Origin of the sequence: Neisseria sp. P0013.S005 (assembly GCF_051958425.1) — a bacterium.
In the GTDB taxonomy this organism is placed as follows: domain Bacteria; phylum Pseudomonadota; class Gammaproteobacteria; order Burkholderiales; family Neisseriaceae; genus Neisseria; species Neisseria subflava.
Map to the genome: position 1 here is coordinate 82,494 of NZ_JBQCVL010000003.1, position 15,060 is coordinate 97,553.

Sequence of the window (15,060 nt, forward strand, 5' to 3'; positions counted from 1 at the left end):
TTTTATTGTATCAATACTGGATTTTAAGGATGGTTGCCTTTATAATCGAGAGTTGTTTTCAGTGCCTTTAAAGGCCGTCTGAAAGCTTGTTTATAACCTGCCGCACGGTCTGAAACCCTAACTATGCACATTCGGATTTTAGTGTGCATTATTAGTGTTTTAGCAGTGCGGTATTTTGAAAGGAACAATAATGTTCAATAAACACGTTAAGACCTTCCAATACAGTAATCAAACCGTTACTTTGGAAACTGGCGAAATTGCTCGCCAAGCCGCTGCTGCCGTTAAAGTATCTATGGGCGACACCGTTGTTTTGGTTGCCGTTACTACCAACAAAGAAGTGAAAGAAGGCCAAGACTTCTTCCCTCTGACTGTCGATTACCTCGAGCGTACTTACGCAGCAGGTAAAATCCCCGGCGGTTTCTTCAAACGTGAAGGCAAACAAAGCGAAAAAGAAATCCTGACCAGCCGCCTGATCGACCGTCCGATTCGTCCTCTGTTCCCTGAAGGTTTCTACCACGACATCCAAATCGTAGCGATGGTCGTGTCTGTTGACCCTGAAATTGATTCTGACATTCCTGCAATGTTGGGCGCGTCTGCCGCGCTGGTGTTGAGCGGCGTACCGTTTGCCGGTCCGATTGGTGCGGCACGCGTGGGTTATGTAAACGGCGTGTACGTTTTGAACCCGACTAAAGCCGAATTGGCTAAATCACAATTAGACTTGGTTGTTGCCGGTACTTCTAAAGCCGTGTTGATGGTGGAATCCGAAGCCGACATCTTGTCTGAAGAAGTGATGCTGGGTGCGGTTGTTTACGGTCACGATCAAATGCAAGTGGCCATTAACGCCATCAACGAGTTCGCCGATGAAGTAAACCCTGAAGTATGGGATTGGAAAGCGCCTGAAACCAATGAAGAATTGGTTGCAAAAGTACGCGAAATTGCGGGCGAAACCATTAAAGAAGCGTTCAAAATCCGTCAAAAACAAGCGCGTTCTGCCAAATTGGACGAAGCTTGGAATGCAGTGAAAGATGCGCTGATTACCGAAGAAACCGATACTCTGGCTGCCAATGAAATCAAAGGTATTTTCAAACATTTGGAAGCCGACGTTGTCCGCAGCCAAATTTTGGACGGACAACCGCGTATTGATGGTCGCGACACCCGTACCGTTCGTCCGCTGAACATTCAAACCGGAGTATTGCCGCGCACTCACGGTTCTGCATTGTTTACCCGTGGCGAAACCCAAGCCCTTGCCGTAGCGACTTTGGGTACTTCTCGCGACGAGCAAATTATTGACGCGCTTTCCGGTGAATACACCGACCGCTTCATGCTGCATTACAACTTCCCGCCATATTCTACCGGCGAAGTCGGTCGCGTCGGCGCACCGAAACGTCGTGAAATCGGACATGGCCGCTTGGCAAAACGCGCACTGGTTGCCGTATTGCCGTCTCCTGAAGAATTCAGCTACACCATGCGTGTCGTTTCCGAAATTACCGAGTCCAACGGTTCGTCTTCTATGGCTTCCGTCTGCGGCGGCTGCTTGAGCCTGCTGTCTGCCGGTGTGCCTTTGAAAGCACACGTTGCCGGTATTGCGATGGGTCTGATTTTGGACAACAACAAATTTGCCGTATTGACCGACATCTTGGGCGACGAAGACCACTTGGGCGACATGGACTTCAAAGTTGCCGGTACGACCGAAGGCGTAACAGCGCTGCAAATGGACATCAAAATCCAAGGCATTACCAAAGAAATCATGCAAATCGCTTTGGCTCAAGCCAAAGAAGCACGTTTGCACATCTTGGATCAGATGAAAGCCGCCGTTGCAGGCCCGCAAGAGCTGTCTGCACACGCACCACGCTTGTTCACCATGAAAATCAACCAAGACAAAATCCGTGATGTGATTGGTAAAGGTGGTGAAACCATTCGTTCGATTACCGCTGAAACCGGTACTGAAATCAATATCGCTGAAGACGGTACCATTACTATCGCTGCGACTACTCAAGAAGCAGGCGATGCGGCGAAAAAACGCATCGAAGAAATCACTGCCGAAGTGGAAGTGGGCAAAGTGTACGAAGGTACTGTGGTTAAAATCCTCGACAACAACGTTGGCGCGATTGTCAGCGTGATGCCGGGTAAAGACGGTTTGGTACACATCAGCCAAATCGCTCACGAGCGCGTACGCAATGTCAGCGACTACCTGCAAGTAGGTCAGGTCGTAAATGTAAAAGCATTGGAAGTAGACGATCGCGGCCGCGTGCGCCTGTCTATCAAAGCTTTGCTGGAAGCACCTGCACGCGAAGAGAAAGCAGCCGAATAATCTGATTATTCAAGCTTGAAACAAAAGGCCGTCTGAAAATTTCAGACGGCCTTTTGTTTATTTAAAAGATGAGTATAAAAAACAGGTTTCGCCTTTACTTTGATAAAAGGGATTACTACAATGATTGCAATTTAATAAATATATTTATCTCTCAAGGAGTATGCAATGAATGCTACGCAATTAATCAGCCGGCTGACGCAAACCGTCGGTGAAAAATACATCATCACAGACCCGGCAAAAACTGAACAATACCGTCAAGGCTATCGTTTTGGCGAAGGCAAGGCGTTGGCGGTTGTCCGTCCGGGTACGGTGTTGGAAATGTGGCAAATCTTGCAGGCGTGTGTTGAGGCTGGTGTTATCGTGATTACGCAGGCCGCCAATACTGGCCTGACCGGCGGATCGACTCCTGACGGTAATGATTACGACCGCGATATCGTGATTGTGAATACCATGCGTCTGAACATCATTCAGCCGATTAACAATAACGAACAGGTTGTCTGCCTACCCGGTTCTACCCTGAATCAATTGGAGCTGCTGCTGAAACCTTTAGGCCGTGAGCCACACTCCGTGATCGGCTCGTCCTGTATCGGCGCATCTGTATTGGGTGGCGTATGTAATAACTCCGGCGGCGCTTTGGTACAGCGTGGCCCGGCTTATACGGAAATGGCTCTGTTTGCACAAATCAACGAAGAGGGCAAACTGGAGCTGGTCAACCATTTGGGCATTGATTTGGGCGAAACCCCTGAAGAAATTCTGACCAATCTGCAAGGTTTCCATTATCAGAAAAAAGACATTGTTCAAAATGCAGGCAAAGGGCATGACCATGCTTATTGCGATCATGTCCGCCAAGTGAATGAACCGACTGCCGCCCGTTTTAATGCCGACCCTGCGCGTCACTACGAAGCATCAGGTTGCGCGGGCAAGCTGATGGTGTTTGCCGTACGCTTGGATACGTTCCCACAAGAAAAACAGACTGCCGTTTTCTATATCGGCACCAATGATATTAATGAGCTGACCGATATTCGTCGTGCTGCTTTGAGTGAGTTTAAAAACCTGCCTATTTCCGGTGAGTATATCCATCGTCATGCTTTTGATATTGCTGCCGTTTATGGTAAAGATACTTTTTATATCATTAAGACGTTCGGTACCCACCAACTTCCGAAACTGTTTGATCTGAAAGCCCGTGTGGATAGATTCAGCAAAAAGATAAGTTTCTTACCAAAACACTTCTCTGATAAATTCATGCAACTGATCAGTAAAATTTTGCCCGATCACTTGCCGAAGTCTATGCGCAACTATCGGGATAAATATGAACATCACCTGATTTTAAAAATGGGTGGCGAGGGCGTAGAAGAAGCGCGTGCTTTCTTGAAAGAATATTTTGCAACCCATGGCGGCGCATTCTTCGAATGTAATGCCGAAGAAACGCAGGCGGCCATGCTGCATCGCTTTGCTGTGGCTTCTGCCGCGATCCGTTACCGTTCTGTACATGATGATGAAGTAGAGGATTTGGTTGCACTCGATATCGCCTTGCGCCGTGATGATCGTGATTGGTTTGAAACACTGCCGCCTGAAATTGACAATAAAATCATCCATAAATTGTATTACGGACATTTTATGTGTCATGTGTTCCATCAGGACTACATCATTAAAAAAGGCAACGACTGTATGGCTTTGGAACATGAAATGCTCCATCTGCTTGACCAACGCGGTGCGCAATATCCTGCCGAGCATAATGTCGGTCATCTGTATGAAGCCAAGCCCGAGCTGAAACAGTTCTATAAAAAACTTGACCCGACCAACAGCTTCAACCCCGGTATCGGTAAAACCAGTAAGAAGAAAAACTGGGCAGAATAAAGCATAGTCAAAATAAAGGCCGTCTGAACTTTTCAGACGGCCTTTTTATATGCTTGCTTATCAGAACAAGTTGCTGACAAAAATCAGCAGAATCACCAACGGTACGAGGTATTTCACATAGGCAAACCAGATATTGACAGTGGTCTGGTTGCCTTTGTAGAGCAATTCGTCCTTCGCTTCATCTTTCATCACGAAGCCGACAAACAAGGCAGAGCCGAGCGCGGTCAGCATAAACAGGATGTTGCCGCTGATATAGTCAAAGGCATCAAAAATGTTTTTACCAAACACGGAAATGTCTTTCCATGGACCGTAGCTCAAGATGGAAGGAATATTGCCGAAGATAAAAATACCTGCCAGTACGATGGTAATCGCGGCTGCGCGGCGGATTTTGGTTTTCTCCTGAATGGTCGTAATCAACACTTCATAAATAGTCAGAGAAGTGGTCAGCGCGGCAATCAGAAGCAGGGAGAAGAAAATTACTGCAAACACAGGGCCTGCCCACATATTGGAAAACACGATCGGCAGGCTTTGGAACACCAGAGTCGGGCCGGAGTTAGGGGCAACGCCGAAGCTGAAGAGGGAAGGGAAAATCATGAAGCCCGCCAACACGGCAATCAAAGTGTTGGTAATCGCGGTAATCACGGCCGTCTGAACCAGATCTTCATTTTTATCCAGATAGCTGGATAACGTAATCATCACGCCGAAACCCAAGCTCAAGGCGAAGAATACTTGTCCTAAAACGAAGACGAACAGTTCAGCGGTAATTTTGCTGAAGTCAGGTTTCAGATAGAAGGTAATACCTTCCATTGCGCCCGGCAGGGTAACGTTGCGCACGACCATGGCAATCAGGAATAAAAACAGCAAAGGCATCAGGTATTTTGCCGCTTTTTCAATACCACCGATTACGCCTTTGACCAAGATCCATTGGTTTACAACCACAAAAAGGAAGGTGTAGAAAGCAATTTCCCAAGGGCTGTTTTCGATGTGTTCGGTAAAGAAGCTTTTGGTGACTTCGCCGGAAACCGGACTGGAAATGTCCAAATTACCGCCGATGATATTGATGATGTAGCTGATCACCCAGCCGCCGAGCACCATGTAATAGGCCATGATGCCGAATGCGCCGAGCAGGCCCATCCAACCGACCAATTTCCAAACTTTGGCAACGGGTTTGCCATTCATTGTGCCGCCAAACGCATCCAGCGCGTTCACGCCTTTACGGCGGCCGATGACGTTTTCCACCAAAATCATCGGAATACCGATGACCAGCATGGCGATACAGAACAGAAACACATACGCGCCGCCGCCGTTTTCACCGACCAAATACGGGAAACGCCATGTTGCGCCAAAGCCGACAGTCGCGCCGGCAACGGTAAGGATGTAAGTCAAACGGTTGGACCAGGTTTGACGGGGTTGATTGGAAGACATAAATACTCAGATGTATAAAAACAAAGACAACATTTTACCGCAAAGATTTAACGAATCTTGACTAAAGTCTAAAAAGAAAATTAGTTAAAAAAACCATGTAGTAAAGAATTTTTAGTGGATTTATCTGGTTTGATTGGTATTAAAACCTGCAAACAGAGAATTTGGCTGAAGCGATATGAATGATTGAAAGAGCCGTAACGATAAAGGCCGTCTGAAAAGTAGGATATGGGAAAAGGTTGTTGTGAGGATATTGGATAGCACCAAGGTGTGCTTTCAAGTATGTCGGCAACAAAGATGGTATTTATCTAAGGCTGTCTAATAACATCCTGTAACCTTAGCTTGGATAGTCGCTGATAGTTTTTCTTTCTATAAAACGATTTGTCTGAAATGGGAACGGCACAGATTGATGCGGAAGAGACGAGAAAGAGAAAAGGAGTAATGGCAAGTTAATGAGTGGAGACGGGGTTTAGCAATGATGGCTTCTTTAGATGAGATGGGCCGTCTGAAAGTACGCCCGCTTGGTTGCCAAATTTTAGATAAAAAAAAACCATCTATACTAAGGGGAAAGTATAGATGGCCAAACACATTACGGGGAAAACGTCTTACTCACTTACTCACTTCTTTCGAAGCAAGCGTTACTCAGACAGGCGAATTATACAATAGTTCAGTCTTCACAGTGTTAAATTCTGTTAAATAAAAATAATAAGGTTTAGATTTTTGATTTTAAATAAATAAAAAATCCATATTGTTTAAAAATTTATCGAAAAAATTTGGAATTTTTTTAGATTTGGATAAATTTCCATTCTCCGGCGGCTAAATCATCGACATTCCAGTCGCCGAATTCCTCACGGTGGAGCTGCTCGACACGGTTGCCTGCGGCCGCAACCATGCGTTTGACCTGATGGTATTTACCCTCGGTAATAGTCATCATCAATGTGATTGGGTCGGCCAATACTGCTTCGGCTGCGGCAACGGTTTCATTATCGTCATGCAGAAGGACGCCGTTTTTGAGTGTGGTGCAAAGGGTATCGTCGGCAGGATGTTTCAAAGTGACGCGGTAGAGCTTCGGAACTTTGTGTTTGGGCGAGGTAACGCGGTGGTTAAATTGCCCGTCGTTGGTAATCAGAATAATGCCGGTTGTGTCTGCATCCAAGCGACCGACTGCCTGCATATCGATATTGCGCATGTGCTCGGGAAACAGGCTGAAGATGCTTGGATATTGCTGAGGTTTATGCGAAGTCTCGTAATCCGCAGGCTTATGAAGCAGAATGTAGAAATGGGGCATGGGGACGGCGGCAATTTCTTCGCCGTCAACAGACAGGGTGTGCACTTGAGACGGATCGATATTGTCTTTGGCACGATTATGGATTTCGCCGTTGATGGTAATGCAGTCGTTGTCTATCAGCCATTGGCATTGCTTGCGGCTGCCGAGGCCTTGTGATTGGATGTATTTGAGCAGTTGCATGGTTGGTTGAAAAGTAAGAAATGTTCAGACGGCCTTTATTGTACTGGAAAACCGGTGTTTAGGCCGTCTGAAAAGTAGGGGCAAAAAAAATCGCCCCTTTAAAATTTTAAGGGGCGCAAAAGGAACACAAACCACTACCAAAAACTGTTACAGGGCAAATTCTCCTATTTGATGTGTTGCCGGATAAAGTGCTTTCATCAAGTCATGTGGTGAAAGCGAGAAATCTTTGCTATTTGTCGTCAGACGGCCTTGCTGCGGCGTCAGCTCAAGCAATCGGGCGTTTGCCGACTGGATAAACTTGTTTTTCGTGCGCTGCATTTTTCTTTGCAGGGCGGAAACAACGCGGTTGTACAGACTGTCTTTTTGTTTGACTTCGCGTGTACCGGCAACCCAGCTCAAGCGTGTATTGCCATCTTCATCTTCAATCAGCAGGATGCCGGTTTCTGATTGGGGCGATTTACCCATGCAAGGGAGCCAAACATAATATCGGCCATCTAAAGTAATGAATACTGCGTCATGTACTTCACATTCGTCGCAACACTTGGTAGCGATTAAAGAGCGGATGGCTTGTTGGTGCAGTCTCAGAATGTCAAGGGAGACTTGCTTAAAAATACTTTCGGGCATTTTCTTCTCCTTTCATTCTGTTGTACGGTTGTTTTGTCTCGATGGGTTGTATTATACGGCGATTTTTTAAATTTGCAAATGATAATTGTTCCTATTATTTAATCTGTAAGTAAGGTATTAATTATTAAAGAAATTAAATTTAAAAAATTTTCTAGAAATTGGGTTTTCTACTCAAAAATGTTGTAATAGATGGCCATTAAATGAGAAAAGAATAAAGGCCGTCTGAAAAAATCCAGCTAAAAAGGGTATTTCAAAAGTAGCTAAAGTTTTGCTGACTATACATTTCAGACGGCCTTCAGTATGATTCAGGACGTTTTGATAATTGCAGAAACTACCAACCATGAGCCAACGTCAGATTATCCTCGATACGGAAACCACGGGTCTTTATCCTGAAAACGGCGACCGTCTGGTCGAATTTGCCGGCTTGGAAATGATAAACCGCCAAATGACCGACTCCACCCTTCATTTATATGTCCACCCTGAGCGCGATATGCCGGAGGAAGCGGCGAAGGTGCATGGTTTGACGATTGAAGTATTGGAAGCGAAGAATGCGCCGCCGTTTGCTCAAGTGGGTAAACAGATTGCCGACTTTATCCGTGGCGCAGAGCTGATTATCCATAATGCCAAGTTTGACGTCGGCTTCCTGAATATGGAATTCCGCCGCATGGGTTTGCCTTCTATTGAGGAACTCGGTTGCAAAGTTACAGACACGCTGGCCATGGCGCGTGAAATGTTTCCGGGGCAAAAGGCAAGCTTGGATGCGTTGTGTAACCGCTTTTCCGTTGACCGCAGCAAACGTGTCTTGCACGGCGCGTTAATCGACTGCGAGCTTTTGGGTGAAGTCTATCTTGCCATGACGCGTCAGCAGTTCGACCTGATGGGCGGCGAGGCGGAAGAAGAGGGCGAAGTCAAACAAACCGTTATTGCCGAAACCAAACGTACATCGCAGTTGAAAGTTATCAAAGCCAATGCAGACGAGCTGGCCGCACATGAAAAATATTTGGACGATTTAGGCGAAGCGTGTGTATGGCGAAAGGCCGAAATGCCTGATGAGGCCAATGCCGGAGCGTCAGCATGAGGCGCCGCAATATTGCTTTGATTCCTGCTGCCGGTGTGGGAGCGCGATTTGGCGCAGGAAAACCCAAACAATATGTTGAAATCAATGGTAAAGCCGTATTGCAACATACCATAGAAATCTTTGAGCAACACTCCCGTATAGATTTAATTGCCGTTATTCTTTCACCGGAAGATTCAGTTTTTCAGACGGCCCTGTCTGAGAAAGTACGCGTCTTTCGAGTAGGCGGCGCAAGTCGTGCCGAAACGGTACGCAATGGTGTGTCCGTTTTATTGGAGCAAGGTTTGGCCGAGGCGCAAGACAATATTTTGGTTCATGATGCCGCGCGCTGTTGCCTGACTGCTGAAGCGTTAACACGTTTGCTTGATGAGGCGGGTGAGAAGGATGAAGGCGGTATTTTGGCTATACCGGTGGCCGATACGCTCAAGCGCTCAGACGGCAGTCATCATATTGAGGAAACCGTTGCGCGCGCAGGATTATGGCAGGCGCAAACGCCGCAACTTTTTCAGACGGCCTTGTTACACCGTGCTTTATCGGTTGATGATTTAAGTGAAATTACGGATGAAGCGTCAGCGATTGAAAAACTGGGTATCCGGCCGTGCTTGGTGCAGGGCGATACGCGCAATTTGAAATTGACGCTGCCTCAAGACGAATACATTGTCAGATTGTTGCTCAAGGCCGTCTGAACAATCAAAACCCATTATTTAAGGAAACAAACATGAATATCCGTGTCGGACAGGGCTACGATGTCCATCAGTTGGTTGAAGGTCGAGATTTGATACTCGGCGGCATCAACATTCCGTTTGAAAAAGGCTTGCTGGGTCATTCAGATGCCGATGCGCTTTTGCATGCGATTACCGATGCCCTGTTGGGTGCGGCCGGTTTGGGCGATATCGGCAGTCATTTTCCTGATACTGCCGCCGAATTCAAAGATGCCGACAGCCGTGTGCTGTTGCGCGAGGCTTATCAAAGCGTGCAGGAATTGGGTTGGAAGGTGGTCAATGTCGATACGACCGTGATTGCGCAAAAGCCAAAACTTGCGCCGCACATTCCGGCAATGCGCGCCAATATTGCCGCAGATTTGTGTTTGCCTGAAAGCTGCGTGAACATCAAGGGTAAAACCAACGAAAAACTTGGCTATCTGGGACGTATGGAAGCCATTGAAGCGCAAGCGGCAGTATTGCTGATTAAGGCCTAAGAGCTTAAAATTACTTTATTATTCAAACTGAAAGACTGACAACATGGCAACTCAAGACGAACTCAAACGTATTGCCGCCGAAAAAGCGGTGGAATTTGTTCCTGAAAACGAATACATCGGTATCGGTACCGGCTCTACCATCAACTTTTTTATCGAAGCTTTGGGTAAAAGCGGTAAGAAAATCAAGGGTGCCGTGTCTACTTCTAAAAAATCCAGCGAGCTTTTGGCAAAATACGAGATTCCAGAAGTTTCACTGAATGAAGTGATGGGTTTGGCAGTTTATATTGACGGCGCAGACGAAGTCAACCACGCGCTGCAAATGATTAAAGGCGGCGGCGGTGCGCATTTGAACGAAAAAATCGTGGCCAGCGCATCCGATAAATTTGTCTGTATCGCCGATGAAAGCAAATATGTTTCCCGTTTGGGCAAATTTCCATTGCCGGTAGAAGTGGTTGAAAATGCCCGTTCGCTGGTGTCGCGCAAACTGCTTGCCATGGGCGGACAGCCTGAGTTGCGTGTCGGCTATACTACTTTCTATGGCAATCAAATCGTTGATGTTCACGGCCTCAATATCGACCAAGCCCTGAAAATGGAAGACGAAATCAATAAAATCACCGGCGTACTCGAAAACGGTATTTTTGCCCGTGATGCCGCCGATGTATTGGTTTTGGGTACGGCAGAAGGTGCAAAAGTCATCCTGCCTTGTCAGGATTAATAAAGATTAATTAATCTTAAAGGCCGTCTGAAAGTGCATCAGGTCTTTCAGACGGCCTTCAATTTGGCAAAATATGCAAATCAGTAAAATTATAAAATGGTTGCCCGTTGTTTTATCTGTTTTGGGTGCGCTTGGTTACAGCTCACGCGATACCGAGTTGATTCGTACAGGGGTAAGCGTTGCTGCCACATTGGCACAAGGCGACAATATCGGTTTAGAAAAGGTCAATGAATGGCTGGGTGAAAATGTCGTCAAAGCCACATCTGACACCAAAGCCGAAGCTAAACCCAAACCGGAACAAAAACAAAAGTCATCGCGACAATTCTACACATACAACGGGAAAATCATCAAAATCCATGATGGCGATACCATGCACATTATCGATAGCGACGGCAGGAAACACAAAATCCGCATGGCCTATATCGATGCGCCGGAAATCAATCAAGCCTATGGTACGCAATCACGAGACAATTTGATTGATGCTGCACTAAATAAAAAAGCCAAAGTCCGCGTGTTTGAAGCCGACCGCTACCAGCGCGAAGTTGCCCAAGTATCAGTCGGCACGATTGACTTGAATTTGATGCAGATACGGGATGGCGCCGCATGGCATTATGAAAGTTATGCCCAAAAACAACAAAGTAAAACTGCTTACACCGACTATTCGGCCGCACAAAAACAAGCCAAGGAAAAGCGTAAAGGCTTATGGAAAAAAGACAATCCGCAAGCGCCTTGGCAATTTCGCCGTCAAAACCATGAGCAGCAGAACGGCAATAAAAAGCAGTCTGATAAACAATGGTTTGGGATTTGGTAAGTTTTAAGAAAGAGGCCGTCTAAAAACTTTCAGACGGCCTTTAATCATCAAGGTTTAGTATAAGATAAGAATGTGTGGCAGGTTTCTGATTAGAGGGTAAGAGAAATAAAAGTGTAATGTAATATTTTTAAGAAGGGCAGATATGAAAAAAGACACCGTTAGTTGGTGTCTTTAGTATCTGGCAGAGAGGAAGGGATTCGAACCCTCGATACGCTATTCACGTATACACGCTTTCCAGGCGTGCGACTTAAACCACTCATCCACCTCTCTGTGGACTATTATCCTGAGTTGTTATTTCAGAATAATGTGAAAACTTGACTGATTGATTTATTAGTGGTGCCCAGGAGAAGACTCGAACTTCCACACCCGTGAGGATACTAGCACCTGAAGCTAGCGCGTCTACCAATTCCGCCACCTGGGCAATTTAAATTTTCTTTAAGCAAAGAAGCACCAAAATATTTGGTGCCCAGGAGAAGACTCGAACTTCCACGCCTGTGAGGACACTAGCACCTGAAGCTAGCGCGTCTACCAATTCCGCCACCTGGGCTTTGCTTTATTCTTCAATTTAAGGTAGAGTTGACTACCTGAACTGCGAAGAAGCAGCTATTATATATTTTAAAAAAAGAATGTCAACTATCAAAATGAACAAAAATACTAAATCTTTAAATTTACGAGAAAAAGACCCGTATTTGGAGCGGGAGAAACAACGTTACGCTCATCCGCTGCCCAGCCGTGAATGGGTTATTGAATTATTGGAACAAAAAGGTGTGCCGACCAAAATCGAAGCTTTGGCACATGAATTGTCGATTACAGAAGATGAATATGAATTCTTCGAACGCCGTCTGAAAGCGATGGCGCGTGATGGTCAGGTGTTGATCAACCGACGTGGCGCGGTGTGTGCGGCAGAGAAATTGGCATTGGTTAAATGCCGTGTCGAAGCGCATAAAGACGGCTTTGGTTTTGCCGTGCCGCTAACGCCGACAGGCGAGGGCGATTTTGTTTTGTATGAGCGTCAGATGCGCGGTGTGATGCATGGGGATATTGTTACCGTTCGTCCTGCCGGTATTGACCGCAGAGGCCGTCGTGAAGGTACGGTTTTGGATGTGGTGGAGCGTGCGCAGTCTAAAGTGGTCGGCCGTTTTTATATGGATCGCGGCGTGGCCATTTTGGAAGCGGAAGACAAGCGTTTGAGCCAAAGTATCGTGCTGGAACCTGAAAGCGTGGCGCAATTTAAACCGCAATCCGGCCAAGTGATTGTGGCTGAAATTGAGACGTATCCTGAAGCGCATCGTCCTGCAGTAGCTAAGCTGATTGAAGTGTTGGGCGATTATGCCGACAGCGGTATGGAAATCGAAATCGCTGTACGCAAGCACCATTTGCCTCATCAATTCAGTGAAGCATGTGTCAAAGCCGCGAAGAAAATTCCCGATCATGTGCGTAAAACCGACTTGAAAGGGCGCGTGGACTTACGCGATTTGCCTCTGGTAACCATTGATGGCGAAACTGCACGGGACTTTGACGATGCGGTTTTTGCTGAAAAAGTCGGCCGCAATTACCGTTTGGTGGTGGCGATTGCCGATGTCAGCCATTATGTCCGTCCTGATGACGGAATCGATGTGGATGCTCAAGAACGCAGTACCAGCGTGTATTTCCCACGCCGTGTTATTCCGATGTTGCCGGAGAAGTTGTCCAACGGTATCTGCTCGCTCAATCCTGATGTTGAACGCCTGTGTATGGTGTGCGATATGGTGATTACCTATGCCGGCAATATCAAGGAATACCGTTTCTATCCGGCAGTAATGCGTTCTCATGCGCGACTGACTTACAATCAAGTTTGGGATTGGATTTCAGACGGTCAGGATCATCCGTTTAAGCAACAAATCGATACTCTGTATCAGTTATTTAAAATCTTGCAGAAAAAGCGTTTTGAGCGTGGCGCGGTTGAGTTTGAGAGCGTTGAGACTCAGATGATTTTCGACGACAACGGTAAAATCGATAAGATTGTTCCTGTTGTCCGCAGCGATGCGCACAAGCTGATTGAAGAATGTATGTTGGCGGCGAATGTTTGCGCGGCAGAATTTTTGCTGAAGAACAAACATACGGCTTTGTTCCGCAATCACTTGGGTCCGACTCCCGAAAAACTGGCCACTTTACGCGAGCAACTTGGTTTGCTGGGGCTGAGTTTGGGTGGCGGCGATAATCCGACGCCGAAAGACTATGCTGCGCTTGCCGAGCAATTTAAAAACCGTCCGGATGCGGAGCTGTTGCAAGTAATGATGTTGCGTTCTATGCAGCAGGCGGTTTATGAGCCGCATTGCGACGGTCACTTTGGTTTGGCTTATAGTGCATATGCACACTTTACATCGCCTATCCGCCGTTATCCGGATTTGACGGTACATCGTGCCATTAAGGCTGTATTGAACGGACAAACTTACCAACCCAATAAAACCTGGCAGGCTTTGGGCGTGCATACCTCTTTCTGCGAGCGTCGTGCCGATGATGCCAGTCGCGATGTGGAAAACTGGCTGAAAACTTATTATATGCGCGACAAAGTCGGCGAAGTCTTCAGTGGCAAGATTTCGGGCATGACCAGCTTCGGTATTTTTGTAACCTTGGACGATATTCATATTGACGGCTTGGTACATATCAGTGATTTGGGAGAGGATTATTTCAACTTCCGTCCTGAAATTATGGCGATTGAGGGCGAACGCAGCGGTGTCCGTTTCAACATGGGCGATACGGTCACTGTAAAAGTCGCGCGAGCCGATTTGGATACCAGCAAGATTGATTTGACCTTAGTCAGCGGCGGTTCAGTCGGTAAGAAACGTGGTAGTAGAAAAGCGAAACCTGTGAGTAAGCCAATAGCTGCTGACAAACCTGTTGAGAAACGTAAGCGTAAACTTTCAGCTAAAGAAATTGATGAAGCGTTGGCTGCTCCCGTGAAGGCAAAGAAGAGCAAGGTGAAAAGTAAACCTGCCTCCAAGCCTGCTAAGCCAAGTAAACCTAAAGCCGCGAGCAAGAAAAAAGCGCAGGCGAAAACAGCTTCCGTCAAAGCCGGGGGTAAAAGTAATGCTCAACACAAAAGCGTGAAGATTAAAGTGAAGAAAGCTGCTAAGAAATAGGCGGCATTCAATTCAGGCCGTCTGAAAAGTTTCAGACGGCCTGAATTTGTGATTTTATGAATAAAACCAAGGATAAATAAGATGATAAAACTATACGGTATTCCCAATTGCGATACGGTTAAAAAAGCGCGCAGTTGGTTGGCGGAAAATGGCATCGAGTTTGAGTTTGTAGATTTTAAGAAAAACGCCCCGACTGCCGAATTGATTGATGGCTGGCTGGAGCAGGCAGCTTTGGAAATTTTGCTCAATAAAAGAGGCACGACTTGGCGCAAGTTGGATAAAGATGCGCAAGAATTTGCCGCAACAAAAGAAGGTGCGATTGCTTTGATGATGGAAAATCCCAGCATCATCAAGCGGCCTGTATTGGTCAAAGAAGGACAGGTTCATGTCGGATTTTCAGTAGACGCGTATCAGGAAATTTTCGGATAAGGCATTTTTAGGTTTTTAGGCCGTCTGA

At 46.5% G+C, this 15,060-nt stretch carries 12 protein-coding genes and 3 tRNA genes; 9 read left to right on the top strand and 6 right to left on the bottom strand.

The genetic code is table 11. The annotated features are described in order from the left end of the window. The first annotated feature begins 190 nt into the window (after positions 1-190). Together pnp and dld are read left to right on the top strand one after the other, a co-directional pair. On the top strand, positions 191-2,311 hold the full coding sequence (gene pnp, locus ACTHTA_RS04415) for a polyribonucleotide nucleotidyltransferase (protein ID WP_440364140.1): 2,121 nt from the start codon (positions 191-193) through the stop codon (positions 2,309-2,311). A gap of 165 nt (positions 2,312-2,476) precedes the next feature. Continuing rightward, positions 2,477-4,168 carry a D-lactate dehydrogenase gene (gene dld / locus ACTHTA_RS04420; RefSeq protein ID WP_049352383.1) on the top strand — a complete coding sequence of 564 codons (1,692 nt, stop codon included), beginning with the start codon at positions 2,477-2,479 and terminating at the stop codon, positions 4,166-4,168. A 60-nt stretch (positions 4,169-4,228) separates the two neighbouring features. Here the strand turns inward: dld and ACTHTA_RS04425 are convergent, their stop codons facing one another. The 3 genes from ACTHTA_RS04425 to ACTHTA_RS04435 form a co-directional block, all read right to left on the bottom strand. Continuing rightward, positions 4,229-5,593 carry a sodium-dependent transporter gene (locus ACTHTA_RS04425; protein WP_049352380.1) on the bottom strand — a complete coding sequence of 455 codons (1,365 nt, stop codon included), beginning with the start codon at positions 5,591-5,593 and terminating at the stop codon, positions 4,229-4,231. A gap of 781 nt (positions 5,594-6,374) precedes the next feature. Continuing rightward, positions 6,375-7,058, bottom strand: coding sequence for a 16S rRNA pseudouridine(516) synthase (locus ACTHTA_RS04430; protein ID WP_049352378.1), 684 nt, complete (start codon positions 7,056-7,058; stop codon positions 6,375-6,377). 147 nt (positions 7,059-7,205) lie between these two features. Further along, positions 7,206-7,682 carry a hypothetical protein gene (locus ACTHTA_RS04435; protein ID WP_003683363.1) on the bottom strand — a complete coding sequence of 159 codons (477 nt, stop codon included), beginning with the start codon at positions 7,680-7,682 and terminating at the stop codon, positions 7,206-7,208. A 340-nt stretch (positions 7,683-8,022) separates the two neighbouring features. Between ACTHTA_RS04435 and dnaQ the strand changes: the two genes are divergently transcribed. From dnaQ to ACTHTA_RS04460, 5 genes are all read left to right on the top strand, one after another. Then, a complete protein-coding gene (gene dnaQ, locus ACTHTA_RS04440; protein ID WP_049352375.1) occupies positions 8,023-8,760 on the top strand; it encodes a DNA polymerase III subunit epsilon in 738 nt (245 codons plus the stop codon). Then, positions 8,757-9,443: a 2-C-methyl-D-erythritol 4-phosphate cytidylyltransferase gene (gene ispD / locus ACTHTA_RS04445; RefSeq protein WP_440364141.1), complete on the top strand. Its 687-nt coding sequence runs from the start codon at positions 8,757-8,759 to the stop codon at positions 9,441-9,443. Before dnaQ ends, ispD begins: the two co-directional genes overlap by 4 nt. Positions 9,444-9,475: 32 nt before the next feature. Next, positions 9,476-9,955, top strand: a complete 480-nt coding sequence (gene ispF, locus ACTHTA_RS04450; RefSeq protein ID WP_308887286.1) for a 2-C-methyl-D-erythritol 2,4-cyclodiphosphate synthase — start codon at positions 9,476-9,478, stop codon at positions 9,953-9,955. 43 nt (positions 9,956-9,998) lie between these two features. Further along, on the top strand, positions 9,999-10,670 hold the full coding sequence (rpiA, locus tag ACTHTA_RS04455) for a ribose-5-phosphate isomerase RpiA (RefSeq protein WP_154953726.1): 672 nt from the start codon (positions 9,999-10,001) through the stop codon (positions 10,668-10,670). 73 nt (positions 10,671-10,743) lie between these two features. Next, entirely contained in the window at positions 10,744-11,481 is a 738-nt protein-coding gene (locus ACTHTA_RS04460) for a thermonuclease family protein (RefSeq protein ID WP_440364142.1), read from the top strand. 179 nt (positions 11,482-11,660) lie between these two features. On the opposite strand, the gene ACTHTA_RS04465 is transcribed toward ACTHTA_RS04460, so the two are convergent. The 3 genes from ACTHTA_RS04465 to ACTHTA_RS04475 all read right to left on the bottom strand — a co-directional run bounded on the left by ACTHTA_RS04465 (position 11,661) and on the right by ACTHTA_RS04475 (position 12,028). After that, positions 11,661-11,751, bottom strand: a tRNA-Ser gene (locus ACTHTA_RS04465). Positions 11,752-11,815: 64 nt separating this feature from the next. Further along, positions 11,816-11,902 (bottom strand) — tRNA-Leu (locus ACTHTA_RS04470). Between the two features lie 39 nt (positions 11,903-11,941). Beyond that, positions 11,942-12,028: transfer RNA gene (locus tag ACTHTA_RS04475), tRNA-Leu, on the bottom strand. A gap of 79 nt (positions 12,029-12,107) precedes the next feature. Here ACTHTA_RS04475 and rnr point away from each other — a divergent pair. Both rnr and ACTHTA_RS04485 read left to right on the top strand, forming a co-directional pair. Then, positions 12,108-14,603 carry a ribonuclease R gene (gene rnr / locus ACTHTA_RS04480; protein WP_308887288.1) on the top strand — a complete coding sequence of 832 codons (2,496 nt, stop codon included), beginning with the start codon at positions 12,108-12,110 and terminating at the stop codon, positions 14,601-14,603. Positions 14,604-14,684: 81 nt separating this feature from the next. Continuing rightward, on the top strand, positions 14,685-15,032 hold the full coding sequence (locus ACTHTA_RS04485) for an ArsC family reductase (protein ID WP_308887289.1): 348 nt from the start codon (positions 14,685-14,687) through the stop codon (positions 15,030-15,032). The last annotated feature ends 28 nt before the right edge of the window (positions 15,033-15,060 follow it).